At 59.3% G+C, this 24,733-nt stretch carries 17 protein-coding genes and 1 pseudogene; 3 read left to right on the forward strand and 15 right to left on the reverse strand.

Features of this window, described 5'->3' with window-relative positions; translation table 11 throughout:
• Positions 1 to 26 precede the first annotated feature (26 nt).
• The 11 genes from MOQ67_RS12700 to tssB all read right to left on the reverse strand — a co-directional run bounded on the left by MOQ67_RS12700 (position 27) and on the right by tssB (position 11,681).
• Positions 27 to 2,057, reverse strand: a complete 2,031-nt coding sequence (locus tag MOQ67_RS12700; RefSeq protein WP_198718585.1) for a type VI secretion system Vgr family protein — start codon at positions 2,055 to 2,057, stop codon at positions 27 to 29.
• 27 nt (positions 2,058 to 2,084) lie between these two features.
• Entirely contained in the window at positions 2,085 to 2,261 is a 177-nt protein-coding gene (locus MOQ67_RS12705; protein ID WP_198718584.1) for a PAAR domain-containing protein, read from the reverse strand.
• Between the two features lie 73 nt (positions 2,262 to 2,334).
• Entirely contained in the window at positions 2,335 to 2,856 is a 522-nt protein-coding gene (locus MOQ67_RS12710; protein WP_017847989.1) for an Hcp family type VI secretion system effector, read from the reverse strand.
• 105 nt (positions 2,857 to 2,961) lie between these two features.
• A complete protein-coding gene (gene icmH / locus MOQ67_RS12715; protein WP_046483834.1) occupies positions 2,962 to 3,768 on the reverse strand; it encodes a type IVB secretion system protein IcmH/DotU in 807 nt (268 codons plus the stop codon).
• Positions 3,761 to 5,107 carry a type VI secretion system baseplate subunit TssK gene (gene tssK, locus MOQ67_RS12720; protein ID WP_169884033.1) on the reverse strand — a complete coding sequence of 449 codons (1,347 nt, stop codon included), beginning with the start codon at positions 5,105 to 5,107 and terminating at the stop codon, positions 3,761 to 3,763. The genes icmH and tssK overlap by 8 nt, the downstream gene beginning before the upstream one ends.
• Positions 5,108 to 5,144: 37 nt before the next feature.
• On the reverse strand, positions 5,145 to 6,497 hold the full coding sequence (tssJ, locus tag MOQ67_RS12725; protein ID WP_198718583.1) for a type VI secretion system lipoprotein TssJ: 1,353 nt from the start codon (positions 6,495 to 6,497) through the stop codon (positions 5,145 to 5,147).
• The gene (gene tssG, locus MOQ67_RS12730; RefSeq protein ID WP_026140155.1) at positions 6,494 to 7,516 is read right to left on the reverse strand and encodes a type VI secretion system baseplate subunit TssG; all 1,023 of its coding nucleotides are present in this window, start codon (positions 7,514 to 7,516) and stop codon (positions 6,494 to 6,496) included. Before tssG ends, tssJ begins: the two co-directional genes overlap by 4 nt.
• Positions 7,480 to 9,246: a type VI secretion system baseplate subunit TssF gene (tssF, locus tag MOQ67_RS12735; protein ID WP_198718582.1), complete on the reverse strand. Its 1,767-nt coding sequence runs from the start codon at positions 9,244 to 9,246 to the stop codon at positions 7,480 to 7,482. The genes tssG and tssF overlap by 37 nt, the downstream gene beginning before the upstream one ends.
• Positions 9,247 to 9,253: 7 nt before the next feature.
• Positions 9,254 to 9,667, reverse strand: a complete 414-nt coding sequence (gene tssE, locus MOQ67_RS12740) for a type VI secretion system baseplate subunit TssE (RefSeq protein WP_017847983.1) — start codon at positions 9,665 to 9,667, stop codon at positions 9,254 to 9,256.
• Positions 9,668 to 11,140, reverse strand: a complete 1,473-nt coding sequence (gene tssC, locus MOQ67_RS12745) for a type VI secretion system contractile sheath large subunit (protein WP_032804672.1) — start codon at positions 11,138 to 11,140, stop codon at positions 9,668 to 9,670.
• 37 nt (positions 11,141 to 11,177) lie between these two features.
• Positions 11,178 to 11,681: a type VI secretion system contractile sheath small subunit gene (tssB, locus tag MOQ67_RS12750; protein WP_017847981.1), complete on the reverse strand. Its 504-nt coding sequence runs from the start codon at positions 11,679 to 11,681 to the stop codon at positions 11,178 to 11,180.
• Between the two features lie 335 nt (positions 11,682 to 12,016).
• Between tssB and vasI the strand changes: the two genes are divergently transcribed.
• The 3 genes from vasI to MOQ67_RS12765 are packed head-to-tail and all read left to right on the forward strand — an operon-like array spanning position 12,017 to position 16,297.
• A complete protein-coding gene (gene vasI, locus MOQ67_RS12755; RefSeq protein ID WP_226926203.1) occupies positions 12,017 to 12,679 on the forward strand; it encodes a type VI secretion system-associated protein VasI in 663 nt (220 codons plus the stop codon).
• Positions 12,667 to 14,085 carry a type VI secretion system protein TssA gene (tssA, locus tag MOQ67_RS12760; RefSeq protein WP_198718581.1) on the forward strand — a complete coding sequence of 473 codons (1,419 nt, stop codon included), beginning with the start codon at positions 12,667 to 12,669 and terminating at the stop codon, positions 14,083 to 14,085. Before vasI ends, tssA begins: the two co-directional genes overlap by 13 nt.
• Before the next feature lie 4 nt (positions 14,086 to 14,089).
• Positions 14,090 to 16,297: a type VI secretion system Vgr family protein gene (locus MOQ67_RS12765; protein WP_307847784.1), complete on the forward strand. Its 2,208-nt coding sequence runs from the start codon at positions 14,090 to 14,092 to the stop codon at positions 16,295 to 16,297.
• Positions 16,298 to 16,807: 510 nt separating this feature from the next.
• Here MOQ67_RS12765 and MOQ67_RS12770 read toward each other — a convergent pair.
• The 4 genes and pseudogenes from MOQ67_RS12770 to MOQ67_RS12785 form a co-directional block, all read right to left on the reverse strand.
• Positions 16,808 to 18,730 carry a methyl-accepting chemotaxis protein gene (locus MOQ67_RS12770; protein WP_104903497.1) on the reverse strand — a complete coding sequence of 641 codons (1,923 nt, stop codon included), beginning with the start codon at positions 18,728 to 18,730 and terminating at the stop codon, positions 16,808 to 16,810.
• Positions 18,731 to 19,664: 934 nt separating this feature from the next.
• A complete protein-coding gene (locus MOQ67_RS12775; RefSeq protein WP_102617416.1) occupies positions 19,665 to 20,939 on the reverse strand; it encodes a glycoside hydrolase family 68 protein in 1,275 nt (424 codons plus the stop codon).
• Positions 20,940 to 21,603: 664 nt separating this feature from the next.
• Positions 21,604 to 22,347 (reverse strand): annotated as a pseudogene (locus MOQ67_RS12780) (phage integrase N-terminal domain-containing protein); the annotation flags it as partial.
• Between the two features lie 820 nt (positions 22,348 to 23,167).
• Entirely contained in the window at positions 23,168 to 24,733 is a 1,566-nt protein-coding gene (locus MOQ67_RS12785; protein ID WP_017847968.1) for a type VI immunity family protein, read from the reverse strand.

Below are 24,733 nucleotides of genomic sequence, written 5' to 3' on the forward strand. Positions count from 1 at the left end.
CACGAACGCCTGGACGCTAGCCGGGGTCATCGGTTTTTCTCCACGCAGGTCTGCCCTGACTCGGGTTGCAATTGCAGGGTCAGGGCTTGGCCGGTGCCTGGGGCCGTGGAAGTCACCGGACCCCGTAGGGTTATCGCTATGCCATTGAGGTGGATGCCATGCGCATCCAGCGTGAGGCTGCCGCCGGGGCTCTGGAAGACCACACGCTCACTGGCTTGCAGTTGATAGACCGTGGTGGTGTGGTGCATGCCTTGGCCGGCAGTCAGACGATGTTGCCCTGAGATCGTTTGCTGGCAGTGACCGCCCACTTCGCTTTGGTGGTTGGCCGTTGTGGTGTCGTAGCGGTTATTGCCGACCCGCTCACTGCGATCTCGACCGACAGTTGTTTCGTGATCACGTCCGGACGAGAGCGTGTGGTCCCGGCCGATCACGTGGGACTGGTCGTTCCCGATAGTGATCTGTTCATCGTTGCCTACCTCTTCTTTGCGGTCATTTCCCACAAATATTGTGTTGTCATGCTTGATATGAACGTTCTTGTCTTTCTCGGCATGGATGAACACTTCCTGGTGGCCCAACTCATCCTCAAAGCGCAGTTCGTTGAAGCCAGAGCCCTTGTGGGTGCGGCTCTTGATGGTCATTCGTGTTTTGTGTTTTGGCAGCTCATACGGCGGCAGATTGGTTTGGTGGTAAGCCCGGCCGATTGCGATAGGCTGATCGGGATCGCCATCCAGGTAGCTGATGATCAGCTCCTGCCCTACACGAGGAATCGCCATCGCCCCCCAGGTCGCGCCCGCCCAGCCTTGCGCCACTCGAACCCAGCACGAACTCTGATCGTTGTTTTTGTCCGAGCGGTCCCACGGGAACTGCACCTTGACCCGGCCCCATTCATCGCAATAGATCTCTTCCCCTGGCGGGCCGACTACGGTGGCGATCTGCGGGCCGTCGATGCAGGGTTTGTCGCACAGCGGCGCTTTCCAGTCGGACATCCAGTGGATCGCGCTGGCCTTCATTTTGTAGGAAGTGCCGCTGTCGCTGCCGAATGCTTCCTCCTCCAGACTGCTGTGCTGTTTGCCTTCGTGGGTAACAGCAATGGTGCGCCAGCGATCATTGAAATCCTCACGGGGATGCTCGTTGAGGTCGAACGCCAACCCCGGTTGCAGGCGCGCATCGTCACCGGCCACATGCGCAAGCTTGGCGTCGTTGCGCAGGGCGGTCAGGCGGGTCTTGGTGAAAGGCTTGCCGGCGATGTCGCGTTTGTAGCGGCCGGGGTAGTCGTAGCGTTCGTAGTCCTTGTGCTGGTTGTTCAGGTCCTGGTCGCCGGTGGCGGTGTGCTGCTGGTTGTAGCGCGGGTGCGTGAAGGTGTAGTCGCGCTGCACCTGGCGCGCAGTACGCACTTGTTCGGTGTAGTGGAAGCGGTTCAACGCCGGTTCCATGGAATCGCCGCCACCCATGGGCTGGTAGATCACCGGGCAATCGGTGTGGGTGCCGATGGTGCCCAGGCCACCGACGCGGTCGGTGAGGACGAGGGTGTGGCCGTCGGCGTGGTGTTCGAAGGTGTAGAGCAGGCCTTCCTCGGCGGCGAGGCGGGTGATGAAGTCGAGGTCGGTTTCGCCGGCCTGTACGCAGTATTCACGGGGTTGGTGTTCGAAGCAGATTTCGCTGCGGATGTCGGTCAACTTATGCTCGGCCAGCATGCTGGTGATGATCTCGGGCACGGTCTGGGCCTGGAAGATGCGCCAGTTGGAGCGCAGATCAAAACGCTTCAGGGTTGGCTCGACCACGGCGGTATAGCGGGTGCGACGAAAGCCGGTGTCGCCCTGGGTGAACAGGCTGACCAGGCCGTGAACGTAACGTACCGGCGTTTCTCCACGCCAGATCGTGAACAGCCCCGCCAGATCGAGCACCCGATTGAAGTCGACAGCGGCGTTGTGGCTGGCCAGTTCCAGTTCGAGTTTGAAGGGCTGGGACAAGCCTTCGTTAAGGGTGAACGAGACCACCTCGAATGAATCGCCCTTCAAGGGCTCAAAGGTAAAACGCAGGTCGCTTTGGCGGGGCATGGGGCCTCCATTTCAAGTATGTGAGTGTCAGTCGATCAACCAACTGCTATCACCGTTTTCGAGTTCGTCATCGTGGTCGGTGGTATCGCCGACACGGGCGACGGCGCGACCGTTGACGGTGACATTGCGCGTACCGCTGTTGATAGTGGTGGGGCCACACAGAGGGCAATCATGGTCGTGACCGACCAGAACGACGGCAGGCATAGAGCCTCCTTAAATGGGTTGAGTCAGTGAAGGTTCTGCCGCTGCGCGAACCGCAGCGGCGGAATGGGCGCGCTTAACCCGCTGCAGCCGGTTTGCGCCAGTCGTCCGAGGCTTCGGTGCCGGCCACCACATGACTCCAGCTGACCTTGCGGTAAGCCAGGCTGGTCTTGATCAGTTGGGTATAGTTTTCGTTCTCGCTGTCCTGGGCGTGAGGCAACACGGTGTGGATGTCGACGACGGTGGCCTCTTCCAGTTTGGTGGTGAAGAAGTGCTCCTGTTTACCGTCGGTGGAGGTGCGGAACCACCTGACCTCAACGGTCGGCAGCATTTCGCCAGTGGCCAAGGCCTGGTAAAGCAGCGGCGAGGCTTTGTTCAGCGCGCTGGTGAAGGTCAGCGGTTTATGCACGCGCTGTCCGGTGGGTTGGCCGCTTTGCGGGTCGGTTGGGGCACCGATTTGATGGTCTATTTCCTGGGCGAGGATTTCGTCCTCGTGGCCTTCCACAAAGACGTTGCCCACCGAATCAGCGGTGAAGGCACCTTTAGTGATGTGGCCCTGGTTTTTGCCGTGGATGCTGATGTACGCGGGTGTTGGCATGACATGCTCCTTGTCGCGATCAAGTGAACGACCCATGGGGTCGCGGGTTATGGCCTATACGGCCATGGCTTTGCAGGCGCTCGGGATGAGCACGCTGAAAATCGGTTACAGGTGCAGCACCCGCTCCAGCGACACCAGCACCTGCTGGGTGATGGTGTTCAGGCGGATTGAGTAGATTGTGTAGGCGACCGTCAGCATGACGGCGGCCATGGCCCAAGGCGTCCACAGCGGCCATGCGCGTTTGATCCGGTAGTTGCGCGGCGCGACGTTTTTCAGCGGGTCGGTCAGGCGCTTGGGTGTCTCGCCGCGCAGGGGGCGCAACAGGCCATGCAGTTGGTCGATGATCTTCTGTATCTCGTCATCGCCCTTGATATGGGCGCCGTATTTGCCCTTGAGGCCGGAGATCAGACACTGGTACATGAACTCCAGCACATGCTGATACCGGGCGGCTTCGGGGATCATGTTGTTCATGACGGTGAAGAATTTTTCGCCACCCTGGGTTTCGCCATGGAACTGGCTGAGCAATGAGCGTGCGCTCCAACTGGAGAGCCGGCCCCAGGTGGTACTCATGACCACTTCGTCGAGCAACAGGCACAGGCTGTAGGAGTAGGCCTTGAGCATGCCGGCGTCGTAGTCGAGCTGGCTGACTTCTTCCATGATCGTAGTGATCTGGTTGCTGACGCTCAGGTACAGCGCAGGTACGTCATCGTGCTGGTCCAGGCGGCGCAGGCGGATCACCAGGCCGATCAGTGGCGTGGCGGCATCGCACAGCGGGTTCCAGGCTACGCCGCGCAAGTCGAATTCAGGGTCGGCCAATTGTCTTTGGCTGTTGGCAGTGATCGTTTCGCCGGCAAAGTCGATGGCGCCGGAGACTTCCTCGTGGTGCCATGAATTTGGTGTGGTCTTAGTCATCTCTCTCACTCCTGATCGCCCAGAACTGCAACTCCAGCTCCGGGAAATCACCGGCAATATGGAAACCGAACCCGCTGCCGCTGCTCAGGCTTTGCCAGGCAGGGTGATGGCGGTCGAGTTCGAAGTAGCTGAAGCCGGCATGGAACGGCAGGTGGCGCGGCGCCACCGGCAGCGGCCGCAATGGGATGCCCGGCAGTTGCAGGCTGACCAATTGCTCCAGCCCTTCGGTGGAGGTGATCTTGATCTGCCTCGGCAGTTGCTGACGCAGGGTTTCCGCGGGCAGTTCAGCGCGCACGGCGAGGATGAATTCGGCGTTGTCCAGCAGGCGCTTGTCGTTCAAGGCGGCGCTGCGCACGCCGTACTGCTGCTCGACAATCGGCAGCGACACCGCGCGTGGTTGCAGTACTGTGCCTAGGGCGCGGCGCAGGGTGTGCTCCAGCATCTGGAAGGATTCGCGCAGGTTGTCGTGCTGGTAGGCCGGGTATTCCTGGGGCAGGTGGCCCTCGTCGGTAAAGGTCACCAGTTCGCCGCAGGCTTGCGCCAGCGCGATGTACAGCCGCTCCGGGTGAACCTGGCGTTGCCGGGCCAGGTGCTGGAACAGCGGGAACAAACGATTGAGGGTTTGCAGCAGGTTGAAGTCGGTGACATCGGCCACCCCCGATTGCCCCGGTGAGCCGATCCGCTGGGCCAGGTTCTTGGCGCGTTCACGCATCAACCCGGCCACTTCACCCAGGTAGCGATGCAACGCCGGCACCGCTTGCAGGGACAGGCTGGTGGGGTAGAAGTGCTCGTCCATCACCAGGCTGCCGTCCGGGCGTTTGTCCTTGATTTTGCCCAGGGCGATGCCGGTAAAGGCACTGCGGTCGCTACGTTCGAGCATCAGTTGCAGGTTGGGCACGGCCAGGTCCATGCCGACTTGATCGCCGTCATCGCTGTGGGTGTCGCGGATTTCCTCGCGGCGGGCGATGTAGCGGCTGTTGCCGTACTGGTCGGGCCAGCGCACTTCGAGGGCTCCGTTGGAGCGCAACGGCAGTGCCAGGTAGACGATCTGGCCGACCGCGCTGCTGTCAGCGATCTCCAGCGGGGAGGGCGGTGCCAGGTCGTGGGGAATGTCGAAGACGCTGCCGTCGGGCATGATCCCGCGTGCCCGGGTAATGGCGATTTTGCCGAAGCTCAGGTATTCGTCGTTCAACGCCAGCTCGCTGAAGCCATAGAGCGCGTCGTTGAGGCTGTGCAGGCGCTGGTGCACGGCGGCTTCGGCGGCGCGGGCCTGTTGCTGAAAGTGCTGGGGTTTGACGAACAAACCTTCATGCCAGATGACGGGGTTGCGTGAACTCATCGGTGATTACTCGGGGCAAAAGCGACTGAAAAAGGCGTCATCGGGTTTCTCCTTTGAGGCTGACCTGGGCGGCGTCCAACTGCACCAGCACGGCGTATTGGCGGCCCTTGGGCTCGACGCGCAGGCGCTGTTTCCACCGGCCGACATCAGTGCTGTGGTAGTTGGCAATCACTGCGATAAAGCGGGTGTCTTCATCCAGGGCGCGCAGGTCGATGAACTTGAATTGGCCGGGGTTGAGCAGGTAGTCGTCGGCGCGGATGTAGGTGCTGCCCAGGGTCTTTTTCAGGTCGTCGGCCATGGCTTGGGGACTGGCGTTGACCAGCAGCGAGTCGTCAGTCAACTGCAAGACCTTGAAGGCGATGGGCGTGGCGACGTGCTGCAATGCCGGGTTGCCCCAGGGCGTGGTCAGGCTCACGCCTTGAGCGTCGTAGTCGCCCAGCAGCGCGTCTTCGATAGGCGACATGGGCACTACAGGGTCTGGCTCCAAGCTCAGTGGCGACTGGGCCGGTACGCTTTCGTAAAGGTGACTGAGCAAGGTTTGTACTTTGTCCGTCAGCGCCTGCGGGCTGGTTGCTTGCACGTTGAGGGTGTAGGGCGAACGGCTCGCGTCTTCATCCAGTGCCGTGCCGGTGCTGATCAGGCGCGGGTTGACGTCGTCGCTGGCGTGCAGGCTCAGGGAGTAGCGGCTGGGCTGATCGTCGGGGCCGCCGACCGGGATGGAGGGCGTCCAGATCACTTGGCCGATCTTGCCGAGCATGGTGCAGCCGCCGAGGGCCAGGCAGGCGAGCAACAGGGTGCCCAGGCGCAGGTTGCTGAACAAAATGGTGGGAGGTTTTGGAACCTTCGAGCGAACTTCAGGCGGCTGATTTTTTGAAGGCGGCGCTGCTTCCAGTGCTCGCAGCGGATCGCCTTGCTCCGTCAAATCCACTGGCTGGCAAAGACGCTCGAACTCCGGGCAAGTGGCAGGTCGCTTATCCGCTGGTGGCCGACTCGGCAGGTCTTCCTGGTGCCATACGTGCATGACCTCAGGGTGGTCGCCGAGCAGCTCATCGAGCGAATGCTGTCCGGGGGCGTATTCGCCCAACTGCACCGCAACCTGATACGCACCAATCTGCAATCGATCACCGTCGTTGAGGCTTATCGCAACATGGCGCTCAAGCGGCAGTTCGTGACCGTTGACGTAGGTTCTACCGCTGCGGTCGATCACGCAGAACCGCCCTTCGATGACGCGGATATCGCAATGGTTGGGGCGTACGCTGTTGTGGCGATCTTCCAGGCGCCAGTCCACAGCGGCACTGCCGATGCTGCCGCCCTGTGGGCCAAACCGGTGAAGAGGCAAATACCCGTGCAACAACTGCGCAGGATTGTTGATGACCAGTGTCAACTTCATGCGCGCCCCCGAATCCGCACCACGGCGGGATGGCGGTGTTCTTGATGTTCGATAAAGCTGGTCCAGCCCAGGTGGGTACCGCTGGTGCGTTGCAGGTTGAACGGCGGTACATCTTCTTCGCGCAGCCCCAGTTCCAGGTCGTAGGCGGTGGCATCGCGCAGCAGAAAATCCATCAACTGGCGCAATCGCCCGAACTGCTCGCCGCTGGGCAAAAACTGCCGAAAGCGCGTCTGGGTCAGGTTGGGAATCACCAGGGTGAACTTGCTGGCGCGGGTCTTGCTGCGGTCGCCCACCACAAAATCGCTGCCCAGGGTGCCGTTGGCTTTGCCCAACGCCAGGCGCTGACGCTGCGGCAAATTTACCGAGCGCACCTCGAACTCACGGATATAAACGCCGTGCAGATCAAAGCTGTGCTCAACAATGCCGGACACTATCGAAGGTGAACGGCTGCGACTGGCGATCAAGCCAGCAAAGCTCAGCAATCGGCCCCACGGCAGCGGTGTCGCACCGCGAAGGTCGTTGTCGTTCAGCCCAACCATGGAAAATACGTAGCGCGAAAAACGATCGCTGGCCTCGGCCTGAAAGCGAATGTAGTAGCGGTACTTGCGCCAGCTGGTATGCAGCAGGGTCAGCAGGCGATGATTGAAAAAGTCTATGAACGCCGGGCGAATCCCGCGCTCCTGAGCCTGCTCGTAGGCCAGGCGGTCCAGGTAATAGCCGGGCAGCGGTGAGTCGGTACCGTGCAGGCCAAAGAAGCTGGTCTGCAAGCGATAGCGCACTTCTTCGCGGTCCTCCTCAATGCGTGCCGCTTCGACCACATCGGAGGCCGGAAAGCCCAACCCTGCATGGCTTTGCAGGCGCACGCGGCGTCTCGCCGCCGCACTCAAGGGCTGCGCCTCCAGGTCATCGCCGTGCAAAGCGTGCAGATGCTCCAGCAGACGGTGAAACGAGTAGTTCCGCGCGTCGGCCAGCAGCATATCGGCTAGATCACGGGTTGTCTGCCGGTCAACAGTGGCCATTCGTAGCGCTCGTTGTTAGTGGTATTGATCACTTCCAGGCGGTGGAAGGAATTGATGCTCGCGTAGAGGGCGAAGAAGTGCGAAAGCACGCTGGCGAACAGGTACAACTCGCCCTCGCAAAGAAACGCGTTCTGGTCCAGTTGCAGGCGGGTCTGCACGCCCCGCACGGGCTGGCCCTTCATCAGCCAGTCAATCGGCGTGGTCACCGCATCACGGATGCCGTTGAGGCGCTTGCGGGTGGCGCGGGCTTGTTGCAGGTCGTGCAGGGCGGCGAAGTCATAGGCGCGGATCACCGCCTTGAGCGGCTCGGCCGACAGCAACGACAGGTAGTTCAGCGACAGGTTGGAAATCAGCGTCCAGTGCAGGCTGCTGTCCAGCACGGGCCGGTAGCTTCGGGTCGGTGCGATCAGGTTGGTATAGGTGGCAAACGACGGCGTGACTTCGGTGGACAGCGATACATCTCCCACGCCCAGCAACTGCGGCAAATCGCGGTTGCTGCAGGTCAATTCGATGGACGCTGCTTCATGCTCACCGATGTACAGGCTTTCATCGCCGCGCACGAAAGCGATGCGATGACGCAAGCCCTCGCGCCCGTGGGACTCTTCGATATGCGTGCGGAAATACAGTGCCGTGCGGCCCCGCGCGTGTTCGATCTCATGCTGGAACGATTCGAATGGAGTAAAGCGTCGCAGCGGATCGCCTTTGCGCTCCTTGTCGGCGGCATCCCAACCGGCCACGTTATCGACACTGAAAATTTCGAAGGCCTCGGGGCGGTTGCCGCTGGGGCTGATACGCCGCTCCAGACTGCGCCCATCCAGTGCAATAGGGTTGGCATCGTGGCGGAACAGGTTGACCGCCGGCGCGCAGTACAGGTGCAGGTCACTGGTGCGCAGGCGGATATCAGGCGGCATGGGCCGGCTGAACTGAAATTCAAAGCGCAGGCTGGTGGCGCTGATCTCCGGCCAGACGCGCGCCAGCTGGGTCAGGCTGAAAAAGTGAAAACGCTGCGGGAATACAAAATACTCCTGCAGGATCCGGTAGCCATCGAACACATTGCGCGGGTAGGGCAGCAGCGCTTCTTCGGCGGTGAAACCGGGAAAGCCGATAGCCTTGGCTGGCAGGCGATAGCTTTGCTTATCAATATGTAACGTGACGCTGTCCAAGTAGTGGGCGAGCCACAGGTACAACGTCATGGCGGTGGCGTTATCTCCACCCAGATGAAAATCCAGTTGGTCGCAGGCCATGCTGGTCAGCGGTTGCTCGGTCAACACCTTGAGGTCGATGCGCATCACCGAGGCCTCGCGGCTGTGGGCATCGCTGACTTCCTGCAACGCCAATGGATACAGGTTGACGTCAGTGCAGGTACGAAACTGGCAGGAGATGCCATCCACCGGTTTGGCAAACAACGGCGTGCCCTTTGGGATCACCTGGCGCTGGCTGATCGCATCCGGCAACGGTGTAAAACGGATGATGGTCGCGCTGGGCAGGGGCCGCAGGTAATTGGGCCAAAGCATCTGCAACAGCGGATGGGTCAGCTCCGGCAAATCGTCGTCGATCTTCATGCCCAGCTTGGCGGTGAGGAAGGCAAAGCCTTCCAGCAGCCGCTCCACGTCCGGGTCGCCGGCCTGATCACCGAGAAATTGCGCCAGTTGCGGGTTGTCCTCGGCAAACTCGCGGCCGAGTTCGCGCAGGTAGCGCAGCTCCTCGGCAAAGCGTTGTTTCAAGTCCATTGCATCCTCATCGCACGCGGGTGTAGCCGTCGCGGCCGTGCATGGCCACCTCGATCTGCACCTGTTCTTCCTTGTGGTTGACCTGCACCTGGCAATCCAGGCGAAAGTTCAGCTCCAGTGGCAGGTCCGGGTCGGGCTGAAAACGTACGCCCCTGACCTTGATGCGCGGTTCAAACGCTTCCACCGAGCGCCGGATATCTGCGCTGATGGCCACCACCAAGTCACTGCTGGCCTGGGTGACGCCGTTGAAATCGCGCAGGCCCAGTTCAGGGCTGCTTTGCGAGCAGCCCTGGCGTGAGTTGAGCACCTGTTCCAAGTGGCGTTTGATCGCCTCGACCCGCTGGCGCGCCTGCTCATCCGCGCTGCCGGGGCGGTAGCGCGGTGCGTCGGGTTCCAAGCGTTCGAACAGGCTGGCGCCCACTTATTGGGTGTCCAGCCGACCGACCAGGGAGATCTCGAAGTTGGCGCCCATGTACTTGAAGTGCGGGCGCACGGCCAGCGACACCTGGTACCAGCCTGGATTGCCTTCCACGTCCTGCACCACGACTTTTGCGGCGCGCAAGGGGCGACGGCTGCGCACATCGGACGAAGGGTTTTCCTGGTCGGCGATGTACTGCTTAAGCCAGTCGTTCAGCTCGCGCTCCAGGTCCTGGCGTTCCTTCCAACTGCCGATCTGTTCGCGTTGCAGCACCTTGATGTAGTGGGCCAGGCGATTGACGATAAACAGGTACGGCAACTGGGTGCCAAGCTTGTAGTTGGTCTGGGCTTCCTGGCCTTCGCGGGTCTTGGGGAAGTTCTTCGGTTTTTGTACCGAGTTGGCAGAGAAGAACGCCGCGTTGTCGCTGTCCTTGCGCATGGTCAGTGGGATGAAACCGGCTTCGGCCAGCTCGAACTCCTTGCGGTCGGAGATCAGCACTTCGGTAGGGATCTTGGCCTGCAATTGGCCCAGGGATTCATACAGGTGCACCGGCAGGTCATCCACCGCGCCGCCAGATTGCGGGCCGATGATGTTCGGGCACCAGCGGTAGCGGGCGAAGCTGTCGGTGATGCGCGAGGCCATCAGAAACGCGGTGTTACCCCACAGATAATTATCGTGATTACCGTCGACGGTTTCGTCATAGCCGAAGCTGCGCGCCGAGTTGTCTTCAGTGCTGTACGGCGTGCGTAACAGGAAGCGCGGCAGGGTCAGGGCCAGATGGCGGGCATCCTCGGATTCCCGCAGACCACGCCACTTGGTGTGGCGCGGCCCCTCGAAAATATCGCTGATTTCCTTGAGGTCGGGCAGACCCTGGAACCCTTCGAGGTTGAAGAGCTCAGGCCCGGCCGCCGAGACAAACGGCGCGTGGGACATGGCGCCGATGGAGGCCACATAGCTGAGCAACTTGATGTCTGGCGAGCTGGGGCCAAAGGTGTAGTTGCCGACGATGGCGCCCACTGGTTCGCCGCCAAACTGACCATAACCGGCGGTGTAGACGTGCTTGTACAAGCCGCTGCGGGTGATGTCGCCGGCGTTGTCGAAGTCGTCCAGCAGCTCTTCTTTGGTGACGTGCAGCATTTCCAGCTTGATGTTCTCGCGGAAATCCGTGCGATCCACCAACAGCTTCAGACCACGCCACGACGACTCCAGTTGCTGGAACTGCGGTTGATGCAGAATCACGTCCATCTGCTTGCTCAAGGCGCGGTCGATTTCGGCAATCATCTGGTCGACGCGGTGCTTATTGACCGGCTGCTGGTGATCGCCGCTTTGCAGGATCTCGCTGATAAACGCAGCCACGCCTTGGCGGGCAACGGCATAGCCTTCCTGGGACGGGCGAATGGTGGTGTTGGCCAGCAGTTGGTCAAGCAACGACGGCGGTTCGTCAGCCACCAATACTTTGGCGGCGGCGCTTTCCATAGGCATGGGGAGTACTCCGTTGAGAAGGGTGTTCAAGTCAGTTGTTGGGCGCGTCGAGCACCAGATTCAGTTCACTGGCCAGGCGTTGACGGGCGGTTTCATCGGTCAGCAGGTTTTGCAGGTGTTTACGAAAGGCCGGGACATTGCCCATCGGGCCCTTGAGCGCAACTAAGGCTTCGCGCAGTTCCAGCAACTTGTTCAACTCCGGTACTTGGCGGGCGATCGCATCGGGGCCGAAGTCATTGATGCTTTTGAATTGAAGTTGCACGTTCAAGTCGGTGTCTTGATCGTTGTTCAGAACAGACGGCACCGCCATGTCCAGAGCAACTTCGGCTTTGGTGAGTACTTCATTGAAGGTGTCTTTATCTATTCGAACGGATTGCCGGTCTTCAAGGGCGGTTAGTTCACCGTGGCCTTTGAAGTCGCCGGTAACCAACAGCTTCAGGGGAAGCTCTACTTCTGCTTGTTGATCGCCTGTGGCTGGGACGTACTTGATGTTGATGCGTTCTTTTGGGGCGACAGAACCCTGAGTTTTCGACATTGGAAAAATCCTTTTCGTAAGGTCGGCGTATTAGAACCAGCTGTTGCAAGGTTTGTCTTGTAGGACGAAATGGACGCGATTCGTGGGCTTTGGATGTAGGAAAAGGCATCGCGATAAGGATTTCTAAATTTCCTACGCTCGCTATGGAGCTATCTGAAAGATATCTCTTTTTATTCTCGATTTGGCAGTGTGTTGCTCGTCTTTTACTTGCCTATCCATTGAGGGCGGGTGACGCTTTGCAAGTTAATGAATTTAACTTTCGGTCTAAGCCGCGTTAGTTCGAAAGTTGAAAAATATCCGGTTTGGATTCAACGAGGCATATTCAGGAGGCGTTGATGCGCAACGGATGGCGAGGATGGAAATGGGCGCTCTGCCTGACGGTTGTGGCGGTAATGGAGGCGCGGGCAGCGACCCAGGATTGCCCTGCCATCGTCTCGCCCTTGAAACGCCTGGAATGCTTTGATCTGGCGGCCGGCACGCCCATTCATCAGCCACCTGCGCCGCCACGTGCCCTGGGCCGGGTGTTGCCGATTGTCGATCTGGTCCAACGCAATGAGGCCAAGCGTCCATCCGAGGATCAGCGTTTTCTGTTGTCGTCATTCCCGGAGCCGGACAACGACCAGCAACAGCGGCTGGTGATCTCAGCCCCAGCGTTGGGCGCGCTACCGCCTCGGCCTTACTTGGCCATCAGTTGTGAGTCGAAAATCTCGCGCCTGCAGTTGGTGCTGGATGAACCGGCCAAGCCTAACAAGATTCGCATCCAACTGTTCAAGGATGAGCGCCCAGTCTCCGGGGCTTATCAGTGGCAGGTGCTGGACGACGCGGGTCTGGTGGTCGACGCCGGGCGCGGGCTGCAGGCGATTGCCTTGTTGCGCAATATGGGCGGTGGCCAGCGTCTACGACTGGAGAGCGACTATCCGCGGCTGCACGGCCTGGTCTTCGACGCTGAAGGGCTGGGTGAACTGATCGAACAGGAGCGCCAAGTATGTCGCTGGTAATCGACGTGCCGGCGGACACTGTCAAGTTGCTGCTGACCCCCATCGACCCGGAGCAACCTGCCGGGCATTTCGATGTGGAGGATGAAACCTACCAGGCCATCGACCAAGAGATGGTCAAGCTCGGCGGCCTGCGTGAAGGCGATATCGACTGGCCGTATATCGACGAAGCCTCCCGCCAATACCTGGCGACCCAGTGCAAGCACTGGCGGGTCGTCGCGCACCTACAGGTGGTGTGGCTGCGCACCCGGCAATGGGCGCGCTGGGCCGATGCCCTGGGTTTGTTGGCCGGCATGGTCGAGTTGTATTGGGACAGCGCTCACCCCAAGCCCGGCCCCACCGGCTACCTGAACAAACGCAAGCAAGTGCAGCGCCTGTTGGGCGACCTGGGGCAGGTGTTGCCGACCCTGGAGCGCAGCAGTTTTGAACCGGCCTACCAAGCCGCGGCGGAACTGGCCCTGGCCAATCTGCAACGCTGTGCCGAAAGCGCCAAGCTCGACCCGGCCCCGTTGGACGCGTTGCAACGCCAGTTGGACAAATACAGCGAGCCGGTTGTTGCTACTGAGCCCGCCCGTGCGGCCGCCTCCGGCAGTGTGCTGGAGTCGGCCTTTTTCGCCCGCCCCAAACCGCAAGCGCCGAGCAACGAGCGCGAACAACGCCGCGCCGTGTTGAACATGGCCGAGCAGATCAACCAACAAGATCCCTACGACCCCACCGGCTACCAACTACGACGATTCGGCCTGTGGTCGCATTTGCGTACTGCGCCGCCCATCACCCGCGACCGTCGCACCGAATTGACCGCCGTGCCCAAGGATATCGTCGACGGCTACCAGGACGCGCTGAACCACAACGCCATTGAGCCGAACCTGCTGCTGCGCATCGAAAAAAGCGTCTGCGCCTCGCCGTACTGGCTACGCGGCAGTTACCTGGCCGCCGAGGTCGCCTCGCGCCTGGCGATGGAAGAAGTGGCGGCCGCCATTCGCCAGACCTGCGAGCGGTTTGTCTGCCGTTTGCCGGCCTTGCTGGAGTTGTGCTTCAGCGACGGCACACCGTTCGTGGATGTGCAAACCCAGGCCTGGATCACCGGCGCCGACCAGGCGCAAACCACCGGCAGCCCGGTGCAGGAATACGCCGGCCTGCGCGACGAACTGACCACCCAGCTCAATACCGAAGGCGTGGAAGTGGTGCTGCTGCGCCTGCAGGAACTGCACGCCACCCATGAGGCTCCGCGCCAGCGCAGCTACGCCACAGTGATTGCTGCCGACCTGTTGGCCTCGCGTGGCTTGTCGTGGCTGGCGGATGACCTGTACGCCAGTGTGGCGCGGTTGATGCGCGAGACCGCGGCGCAGGGGTGGGAGCCGGAGTTGTATCAGAAGGTGGCAACCATTATCAGTGAACGTAAGGACTAGTCACGTGCCCCGCCAAAGCGATCTGCGTTTTACCTTCGAACCCCTGAAAGGCGACGCCTTCGACGTGATTTCGTTCAAGCTCGACGAAAGCCTGTCCCAGCCGTTCAAGCTCACCCTGGAACTGGCCAACCACAACGCCGCCATCGACTTCAATAACGTGCTCGACCTGGCGGGGCTGTTCACGATCTGGCGCGGTGAAACTCCGGTACGTTACGTGCACGGACTGGTCAGCCTGTTCCAACAGGGCGACACCGGCTTTCGCCGCACCCGCTACACCGCCGTGGTCGAACCGACCCTGAAGCGTTTCGATCTGCGCTCCAACTGGCGCATCTTCCAGGCCCAGACCGCGCCCGACATCATCACCAGCATGCTGGCCGAGCAGAAACTGACCGACATCCGCAGCGAAATCTGCTTCGAGCACCAACCCCGCGAATACTGCGTACAGGCCGGCGAAACCGACCTCGACTTCATCACCCGCCTCGCCGCCGAGGAAGGCCTGCTCTACACCTTCGAACACCGCGCCGACGGCCACACCCTCGTCCTCACCGACCGCGTCGGCGGCCTGGGCACCATCGGCACCCACACCGATTGCCCGGTGATCTACCAGCCCATGGGTGGCGGCGATTCCATGGAACCGGCGTTGACCCGCTTCCACTACACCGAACAAGTGCGCACCGCCGTACAAGTGCAACGCGACTACACCTTCACCCACCCGCTCTACAACCAGCAGCACACCGCGACCGGCGACCAGGACCTGAACAACCAGCACAAGGATTACGAACGCTACGACTATCCCGGCCGCTACAAACGCGATATTGCCGGCAAGCCTTTTACCAAAACCCGCCTGGCCGCCCTGCGCAATGACGCCAAGCTGGCCCATGTGGAAGGTGACGACGAACGCCTGCAACCGGGGTTGGCCTTCGACCTCAACGACCACCCGCGCGAAGACTTCAATGATCGCTGGCGCACCATCGCCATCAAGCACGAAGGCAAACAACACACCAGCTTGCAGGAAGAAGCGTTTGGCAGTGACAGCGGCACTTCCTATGAAGTGAAGGCCACGGCCATCCGCTGGACCTCCGACTGGAAAGCTCCTCTACCCAACAAACCCCGTATCGACGGCCCGCAGATCGCCACCGTGGTCGGGCCGCCGGGTGAGGAGATCTATTGCGATGAATGGGGCCGGATCAAGGTGCAATTCCCGTGGGATCGCTCGGACAAAAACAACGACCACAGCTCGTGCTGGATCCGCGTCACCCAAGGCTGGGCCGGGGCGACCTGGGGCTCGATGGCCATCCCCCGTGTGGGTCAGGAATTGGTGATCAGCCATCTGGACGGAGATCCCGATCAGCCGATCGCCATTGGGCGAGCGTACCGGCAGACCAATTTGCCGCCCTATGAGCTACCCAAGCTGAAAGCTATAGCAACAACCAAAAGCCGCGAGTTTGGCGGCACCCAAGCCAATGAGTTGCGTATTGACGACACCACCGGGCAAATCAGTGCGGCATTAATGAGCGAGCACACGCACAGCGCTCTGCACCTGGGTTACCTCACGCATCCACGTCACTATGGTGGTGGCCGGCCAAGGGGCGAAGGCTTTGAATTACGCACGGATGGTCATGGTGCGTTGCGTGCAGCAAAAGGATTGTTGCTGACTGCCGAAGCGCAACTGAAGGCCGGTGCGGGTCAGCTAGAACGCCAGCAGGTGATTGATGTATTGCAAGCCGCCCTGACATTGGCCAAACAGCTGGGAGCATCTGCCGAAAACGCCCAGGCAATTGCCCTGGATGCGCAGCCGCAGCAGTCCCTGACTGATGCCGTGAACGCGTTGGGCCATGGTGCCAATGATCAGGCCAATGGCATCGGCAATGGCGCGCAACCCATCATCGCGTTAAGTGGGCCTGCCGGCATCGCTGCCGCGACGTCCCGCAGCATCGCCATAGGCGCAGGCGAGCATATCGATAGCGTGGCACAACAAAACCAGCAACTCACCGCCGGCAAAAAAGTGGTGATCAATGCAGGCGACGAAATCGGTCTGTTTGCCCAAGGCGGCGACATGCGCCATATCGCCCATAACGGCCAACTGCTGTTGCAGGCCCAGCACAACAGCATCCGGGTGCAGGCGGATCAGAGCGTGGAGCTCAGCGCCAGCCAGCAACATGTGCTGGTGGCGGCGGACAAGCACATCACCCTGTTGTGCGGTGGGGCATAGCAAGCCTGTCCATCACGGCGTCTGGGCGGGGTGGGAGAGATGCTGCTGCGGAAGGCTGTCCCTATCATTTTGTGCGTTCTATGATCCGCAATGTTATCGTGCTATCACGTATGACAGCTTCGTCAGGGACTGAAAGGGGACAAGATGACCGATTTTGAGCAGCAACCTTTTGCGGACGCCGAGTTTGCAGAGAATCCGGAGCAACGATGCCCCTGCATACTGCTGTTGGACACGTCATCGTCCATGAATGGCGCGCCAATCAGCGTTACGCAATGAGCTTGCAAAGTGTCTAGAGAGTCCGTGGCGATTCAGCCGGAAGAAACCTGCTGCTCGAGCACTGGTTTGATGAAGTCCTCAACAATGTTCACTCCATTCCGAGACGAGGTAAAACGATGACTATCGACAGAATACTGCGTGCTCGCTTGACCAGATCGACCTCGCTGTCGAATCCAGGCGTCCTAATGCGCCGAGCTTGAAAGATGAAGCAAGGTCGAGGGAACGGCTCATCGGTCAAACCTTGAAGTGACTGACAAGTTGCTGTAACTGTACCCCCAGGCGCGCGAGTTCGATACTGGAGGCCGCTGTCTCCTCACTAGCTGAGGCGGTCTGCTCAGACACGTCGCGTACACTCAAAATGCTGCGGCTTATTTCCTCCGCCACCGAACTTTGTTGTACTGCGGCGGCAGCAATCTGTTGGTTCATGGCTTGAATCCCAGAAACCGTCTGAGTGATGCTAGCTAAAGATGCGCCTGCTTTACCTGCCAACGCCACAGTGCTATCGGTTAGTTCGCGGCTGCTCTGCATAATACTGGACACCTGACGTGTTCCACCTTGCAAGCCTGCCACCAAGCTTTCTATTTCCTCAGTGGACTGCTGAGTACGCTGAGCCAGTCCTCGTACTTCGTCAGCGACCACTGCAAAACCGCGCCCTGCCTCACCTGCGCGAGCAGCCTCAATGGCCGCGTTAAGGGCCAATAAATTAGTTTGCTCAGCCACCGCCTTGATCACGTCCATGATCTTAACGATGCGCCCACTTTCTTGTTCAAGCTCATTCATAGCTTCCGCTGAACGCCCGACTTCGCTGGACAAACGCTCAATCTGGGCGATGGCTTCCGCGACTACTTTGTCACCCGCGCGCGCCTGAGCATCGGCCTCTGATGCGGCAACGGAAGCTTGTTCCGCATTCCGCGCAACTTCATGCACAGTGGCCGACATTTCGTGCATCGCAGTAGCCACTTGGTCGGTCTCGGTTTTCTGGCTATTGACCCCAGCGCTGGTCTGCTCAGTGACAGCTGAAAGCTCTTCCGCTGCACTGGCGATCTGGGTGACTCCATCGCGGATACCACCGATCAGATCGCGCAAGGTACGACCCATGCGCTGAATACCTTGTTGCAGCACACCCAGTTCGTCTCTACGGGTCACGACCATGTTTTGCGTGAGATCGCCCGCTGCAATGCAATCGACCACAGCCAGAGTTTCCTGCAATGGGCGGGTAATCTGGCGGGTGATTATCAGAGCTGCAAGAAGCCCCAATAACATTGCCAAAGCAGTGCAACTCAACTGCAGCGTGCGGGCCTGAGCACTATCTGTTTCAAGGGCGGCCAGCTGTCTGGCATACATTTCATCAGTCAGACGGGTGATGGCCCCTCCGAAATTGACAGTGTCCTGCACGGAGTGGTCGATAGCCCCATTACTGGCTGTAAAATCCTGCACTGAGCGGCGGTAAGCCATCAGAGCGGTTTCCAGTTGCCTGATAGGATCGGCATAGGCAGCACCAAAGGTGTTGTTGAGGGTTTCAATGCCCTTGAGCGCACTATCAAGCTGGCGGGCGGCGGCTTGTTCCGTGGTGCTGTTGGGATTGCCGGTGTAGCCACGAACTTCATAACGCACCAGCGCGACATCCTCTTTGGCCTTGAGGATGACTTTGTATAACTCATAACGGCGCTGATCAGAGACTGGCATTGCTTCTACGTCATTGATGAGCTTGGCAATCAGCGCGGCGCCTTTGACCGCATTGGTGGCCATTTCCTTACGGGTGGCCGCACTATTGCGATAGGCCTCGCGCATCGTATTAATTGCCATTTGATACTGAGTGGTGGCTTGGTTGATCAGCGCAAGACTTTGCAAGTTTTCAGGTTGCTGCAGTTCTTTTGCGAGGCTTTTTTGCTTGGCGACAAACAGTTCCAGCGCATCCTGGATCAATGCACCTTGCTGCTCGTCACCCTTGTCCACCTGATACTGAAAACGGGCCCTCCGTAGATGATCAAGACGGTTGCCGAGTTCGGTGATGCTGGCCATTCGATTACTACGGTCAATCATTTTTCCCAAGCTGAACCAACTGGTCGCGGCAAGGATGGCGGTTAGAAGGAGTACAACAGCAAAGCCCAAGGCCAGCTTGAGCATGACGCTGATATTCGCGAACCAAGAGTTCATAGCGTTCCTTTGGTAATCAGCCGTGACCGATGAAAACTGGCGCGGTCATCTGAGAAGGGGGGCAGGTATAATCAATATTGATATGGATGATTGGATGAATATAGCACAGTGATGGCGCAGTGCCATCACAAGCTTTTAATGATTTCGACGATACGTGTCAGAATGGCGACAGCTAGAAAAATGAATCGCCCAGGATTCTCTAGGCACCTTGCAAAAAGTTATACAAGGTTCTCGATTACGTACAAGGGTGGTGGCCGGCCTATGCAAGTCGGCATGCAATCCTTACGCTCCACCCTGAAGCCTCTCTAGGTGGTTTTGACATCTGCCGCACTCAGGAGAAAGTCCGGTTAGCGCATTGCTTTCAAGACAGGACGGTTGCAGAGGTCGCATACGCCGTCATGAACAGTGAGAGGCAACTATTGTGGGTGGGTTTTTCCTACATTGAGGTCTGAATGACGAACCTTGCAAGCCGTGAAGAGCTAATCACATGGCGAACCTTAAGGTCTTCTCATGCACAGTTATGCGCGCTTAGATATCCAGACAAATTTTGCCGACCCTATGAGCACCGTAAACAGCAGCGTCGTGCTGTTCGTTTTGCGGCAGAGCAGGCCTTCGAGGCCGTCTTCAATCTATGGGTGGAGTTCCGCAGGCTGAGCCTGAAGGAGGGGCGCCAGAGCACGCTCTCGCAAATCCTGAGAATCTTCACGTGCTGTTTAGCAGACGAGATAAACGAGCGCGCGGATGTAGTTGTTGTCAGGGGGGGATACCCATTACTGGCTGCATCCTTGCAGCCAGTAACAAAGGGTTGTTACTACGTATTGTTCAAGAGGGTTCCCGAGCAAAGTCGCAGTAAGTTAGGTGGGATATCTCGATCCTATCCGCAACGAGTTTTTCATCGAGCTCAAACCCGCTGCCTGAAAGCCCTGGGTAGCGATTACTTGAGCGTGACGTCGAGCATCGGCGGGATGTAACCGTAGTCGTACTCGGCAACCACGAACGTCTGCTGCCCTTTGATCTTGATCCCCACCGTCGGTGCTTCGGTGCCGCCGATACGAATCTGCGTGCCGGTTTCGTCGGTCGGTACGCTGTCGATAAATGAGGTCACCAGGCCGTTGGGCATCACGCAGTGCGAGTAGGTCTGGAACGGCTGGGAAGACGGATTTCCCAGTACCAGGCCGGAACCGTTCAAGGGTACGTACGGACCGAACAGCGAATCTGCGACAAAGCCGTACACACCGTCCGGCCCGGTCACCCCATCGGCATAGGTAAAGGTGTGGCTGATGGTGAACAGGTAGTACTTGCCGTCCTGGAACACGAAGTGCGGGCGTTCGGTCTGATCGTTGACGCCTACCGCGGTCAGCAGCGGCGGCAGCATTTCCCAGTCGTCGCCGTCTTCGTCACGGGCCACTGCGATGCCGACACAGGCGGTCTGGAAGCGCGAGTTGCCGACGTCTTCATAACCCGGCGGCACATCACCGACTTCTGCTTCACCGACCTTGTGCGAGCCGCGCTCGCCGGCCACGTTGCCCTCGAACAGCATGTACAGCTTGCTATCCTTCGGGTCGCGGAACGGCCATGGATCACGGAAGCCCCAGAAGGCGTTTTGCGCTTCGGTCTGGTACATCTTGCCGTCGGCCTCGAACAGCGGCTTGACCTTCTCGAAGCCGACCAGGCTGACGCCATGCTCGGTGGTCACCACACGGCCACGCACCTTGACGATGGTCGCGCCCGGCGTGACCGCGGTGTAGTACAGGTCCACTTCGCCTTGCTCGTTCAACAGAATCGGCGTGCCGGCCCATTCGCGAACGGTCGGCGAAACCCCTTCAGCCATCACTCGGCCGCCGAGTTCCCAGTCCTTGCCGGTGCGGGAGAACCAGTAGTACATCTTTGCCCGGCCATGGCGATCGTTCCAGTCGCGGGTGATGTCGTAGTTACCGTTCTGGTCGAGGTATTGCGGGTCGTTCGGGTGACGATCCGCAGTCAGGGTGAAGATCACTGACCAGCCATCGACAGAGGTGATGTTGCCGTCGATATCACGTAGCGGCATGGTGTCCCAGATAAACACCTCGTCGCTCAGTACCGGGAAGTTCGCACTGACCAGTGGCTGGGTGGTAGTGGGGTCGTCCGCGCGGACTTTCAGCGCATCGGCTCGGGTCCACAGGCTGGGTTGATGGGGTGTTTTGCCAAATTTCTCAGTGTTGCTTTTCATAGGGAAAAACCTCGTCCATGAATGGATTCAAATAAATACTGATCAAAAAATACTGTATTTATATACAGTCATTTAACTGTAAAAGACTCCTCCCTTCGGGTCAAGGGAAAAAATGCATTTATGCATAATTGAGTTTTTTGTTGAGGCTGATACGTTTCAGCTTGTGATGTTTCTAGAGGTTTGTTCTCGGACCGATCAGCGACGTTACCTGCATGATGCTGGGTAGACGTAGGTGGTCAAATCGATCAACGCTGTCGAACCTTGCAAAGAGTTTTGGTGCGATGGCGTGGACGTAGCCCTGCGTCTTCAACGCCTGCATCACTATCAGTAGGAGTCAGGCAATGAACGGTGCAATCGATGCGCGGGCACGTCATCGAGAGGCTCAACCGGCATTAATACTTGCAAGTTAGGGGCTGCGGATTGTGGGTTAAGTCAGTCGAATTAATTTCGCAGCTGTTTCGAAAGCCGACAGCAACGATGCTACCGAGCCAATCAAGCTGATCAGGTTGTCTGGGATCGGGTACATCACCCCAAGGGGTTAGTACCGATACAAAGTCGACTCACCGGAGGTACGGACGAAAACTTGGATGAATTGATGGCGATCTCATCCCAGGCCTAGGTCTGTGAAAGCTACCAAAGCGGAGTTGGTCGGCCGGTCCGTGTGCCCGCCAGCGGCGGGCGCCTTCCACCCTGTCAACGCTTCGTAACGTTCCTGCGCGTAGCGATGGCGCAGACCGTGCATATGGCTCAGTCCCGCCGCTTTGCACTGCCCATCATAGACATGGCGTTGCTGGATGTAGGTCTTGTGCGCCGGAATCAGAGAGCCGACTCCGGCGAACTGATGGACTTGCTCAAGCAGTGCTCGTTGCCCTGGCGTCGTGACCGGCACGACGCGCTCACGCCCGCCCTTGGTCCATGACCCCTTGAGGGTGATGTGATCGCCGTGATCAGCGAAGCGTGGCTGGAATTTGATGGACTCCTCGCGCCGCAAACCAAATGCGGCTTGCAAGGCCAGGCTCATGCGCACATGGGGATCGCTCACGCGATCCAGGCCGTCACCCAGCGCCTGTGCTTTGTTGGTATGGGGCGTGGCGCGGCGCGCAGAAACACCCAATCGGGTGTTGTCGGCAGGAATCAGTCCTGCTTTGCCGATCTTCTCGGCCCACCAGCGCAGATGGGCCAAACGGTTCTTGAGGGTGCCTGAAGACAACCCTTCGGCCTGCCAGCGTTCAATCAGCGTTTCGATATGCTTGCCTTTGAGCGAAGTGGCCCGCATCTGCCGAAAACCGGCTTCGCGCAATTGGCGAGCGATCAGGGGGAGACTGCGCTGGCGGTCGGCTTGTGTCGTGTGGCTTCCATCGCGGTTGCGCTGGCACAGTTGACGCAAGGTATAGGTGAGATCGTCCATAGTGCGCTCCATGGGGGGCTGCGGTGTTCTGTGTTGTTCTGAGTTGCATTCGGTGAGTGTTGGTGCCAACTCGCCAAGGCGAGATCCCCGAGGGGCAAGGGCCAGGTGCTCAGATCACCTGTTGCCTCGATGAGGCGTCCGCCGTGCTTCCTGTGGGAAGCGCGAGGAGGGATGTTGCCAAGAAACGACACGTTTGGTTGCCGTGATAAACACCTCCTGTGGAGTGAGAGAGTGGAAGGCAGGCGACAGACATTGCGCCTGAATACGTTGCCGCAGACGAACACGTGCCCAGGGCACGGAAGAGGGAGGAAGGCAAGGTGCTTGCCATGGATGAACAGGGTTCCACCCCGTGGGTAGGGGGCGATGCGCAGCGTGGAACCTGGGCGCATCTGGGATGGTTCCTCCCGAGATGGGATAGCACTTTCAGGAACCTGTGCTCTGGGCAACCGGATGGCTACGGCATCGGCGAGTCAATCGCACGGTGTGACGCTTACTGCCCGCGCCAGGGGTTCCGGTGATGAGACCCACCGGCAGGTCGTTGCAGGCTCAGTGTGCAGGGCATCGTCATGCAGTGCCAACGTAAATAGGAACTGCGCGATGCCGCATTGTTGCGGGGCTGCTGGGGGTCGTCACTGCGGCGGCAGTGACGGCCCTTACTCGCGATCACTCTTTGGCACAGATGACCCAATTCAGGCTGACGCGGCCTGACGGCCTTGTCGGCCACTGGCGCGCGAACCGCGTTGCGGTTCACTTGCCACTGGCTGGTGAAGGGGGGCTTAGATGCTGGAGGATTGTCTTATTGGGCCGCTGTCCGTCACTATCACGATGGCTCCAGTCCCATCCAAAGCCAGACGACTCTCTCACCACCCACTGTCGGCATCAGAACGCCATGCTCGATGACTTGCTTACTCCCCGGCTTATACTCACACACCCAGGCACCCGGATACGGACAGGGTTGACCGCTGTTCGCACGCATGCCACTGACCGTCCAGTGCCAGCGCACGACTCGGCCTTCGTGGGCGGGTAGCGGTTCGCTCAACTGAACATCGCGTGCGATGAAGCGGTCGTTTTCAACTTCCCAGCGCCCTGCGCGAGGAGCCGGATCATGGGTATTGGCATAGCGGGCAGGCTCTGGTGGTGTTTGATCAAAGTCACGCTGCCATGTCACCAAATCATCTGTGGACGCCGCATTGAGGTCTGGCATGATCTCGCCCTGTTTGAAGGCTCGCCGGGTTTCCGCTTGCCCTGGAACCAGCCACCATCCGGCTTGAATACAAGCTGTTCCAGCTACCATACGAAGAGGCATTGGCGTAGAGGTTTGGGCGGAAGGCATGGGCGATGGAGCAATGAAGCGCATTGCTGGCGTAGGCCAATCGCTGTCGGCGTCAAAGCGGGACATCCAGCGACGACTGTCAGCGTCAGTGAAACGTTCGTTGGGGTCGCCGTCCCATTGGCCGAAGCCCAGCAATCCCAAATCGTCGTAGCGGATGGGCTTGAGCAGTTTGTTCAAGAGCATGGGCAGTTCGGGCACGCCTTGCTCGACCGGATACAATTCTGGCTGTTCGCCCAGCTCAATCCATTGGCCGCTCTGTAATTCGGTGATGCTGATGTGTGGGTGAGACAGCGCCGTATGCACTTGTTCGCGGGTCAGGTCAAGCTTTTCGCGCCAGTGGTCGGCAAGCAGGAAGGCCCAGGTGGGGGGGCGAATGCCGTTGAGCAGTTCGCCGCGCATGTTAAAGGCGTAGTCAATATCCAGGCCGTGAAAGTTGGGGGCTAGTGCTCGCTCCCAAGTGGTAACGGCTGATCGCGTACCAAATTCGAGTGGGTTGGCCATGGCGAAGCCACTGTAGACCTGATGCGCCTTGAGCAGGTCAATGGTTTTAAGCACAAAGCAGCGCCACGCTTCGCGGTTGTCCAGCCACCATTGCCAGCGGTAATAAAACGTGATTGAGGAGTACGCGGTTCTTCTTCCTTCGTATTTTTTGAACCATGTGCGCCAGAAATATCCTGCTGTCGTCGGTGACGAGGCATGATTTTTTTCGTCGGTAAAATTAAAAACAAAGGATTCGTCGTCGAAACTTTTCCTGGCCTGCTCACGCAGATTTGGCAGGCGTTTCGAGCCATATGGGTGTGGGCGCTCCGAAATTGGATGGGTGCCAACGGTGTAAGGCTTGCCAAGGAGCTGTTCAAAGGCTTCGTGGATATCCACCATCAGCAGCGCTTCTTCTTGGTGTTTGTCTGGGGCAGGGGGGAAATAGAAGTTGATGAAAGGGCTCACACTGTGTCGAGCATCATCCGTACCCCAATCAGTGTTTGGCCACTCCTTGAGCTCTGCGATGAATTCAGCACGCTCATCTTCATCAAACAAACCATGGGTTGTACTCAC

The sequence above is a fragment of the Pseudomonas sp. LY-1 genome, from assembly GCF_053502595.1.

Bases quoted from the DNA above. Each gene is read 5' to 3' on its own strand.
- tssK (WP_169884033.1), bottom strand. From the start codon at position 5,107: ATGAGTTCACGCAACCCCGTCATCTGGCATGAAGGTTTGTTCGTCAAA.
- tssC (WP_032804672.1), bottom strand. From the start codon at position 11,140: ATGGAAAGCGCCGCCGCCAAAGTATTGGTGGCTGACGAACCGCCGTCG.
- tssB (WP_017847981.1), bottom strand. From the start codon at position 11,681: ATGTCGAAAACTCAGGGTTCTGTCGCCCCAAAAGAACGCATCAACATC.
- MOQ67_RS12775 (WP_102617416.1), bottom strand. From the start codon at position 20,939: ATGAAAAGCAACACTGAGAAATTTGGCAAAACACCCCATCAACCCAGC.
- icmH (WP_046483834.1), bottom strand. From the start codon at position 3,768: ATGACTAAGACCACACCAAATTCATGGCACCACGAGGAAGTCTCCGGC.
- MOQ67_RS12700 (WP_198718585.1), bottom strand. From the start codon at position 2,057: ATGCCCCGCCAAAGCGACCTGCGTTTTACCTTTGAGCCCTTGAAGGGC.
- MOQ67_RS12705 (WP_198718584.1), bottom strand. From the start codon at position 2,261: ATGCCTGCCGTCGTTCTGGTCGGTCACGACCATGATTGCCCTCTGTGT.
- vasI (WP_226926203.1), top strand. From the start codon at position 12,017: ATGCGCAACGGATGGCGAGGATGGAAATGGGCGCTCTGCCTGACGGTT.
- MOQ67_RS12770 (WP_104903497.1), bottom strand. From the start codon at position 18,730: ATGAACTCTTGGTTCGCGAATATCAGCGTCATGCTCAAGCTGGCCTTG.
- tssJ (WP_198718583.1), bottom strand. From the start codon at position 6,497: ATGAAGTTGACACTGGTCATCAACAATCCTGCGCAGTTGTTGCACGGG.
- tssG (WP_026140155.1), bottom strand. From the start codon at position 7,516: ATGGCCACTGTTGACCGGCAGACAACCCGTGATCTAGCCGATATGCTG.
- tssF (WP_198718582.1), bottom strand. From the start codon at position 9,246: ATGGACTTGAAACAACGCTTTGCCGAGGAGCTGCGCTACCTGCGCGAA.
- tssA (WP_198718581.1), top strand. From the start codon at position 12,667: ATGTCGCTGGTAATCGACGTGCCGGCGGACACTGTCAAGTTGCTGCTG.
- MOQ67_RS12710 (WP_017847989.1), bottom strand. From the start codon at position 2,856: ATGCCAACACCCGCGTACATCAGCATCCACGGCAAAAACCAGGGCCAC.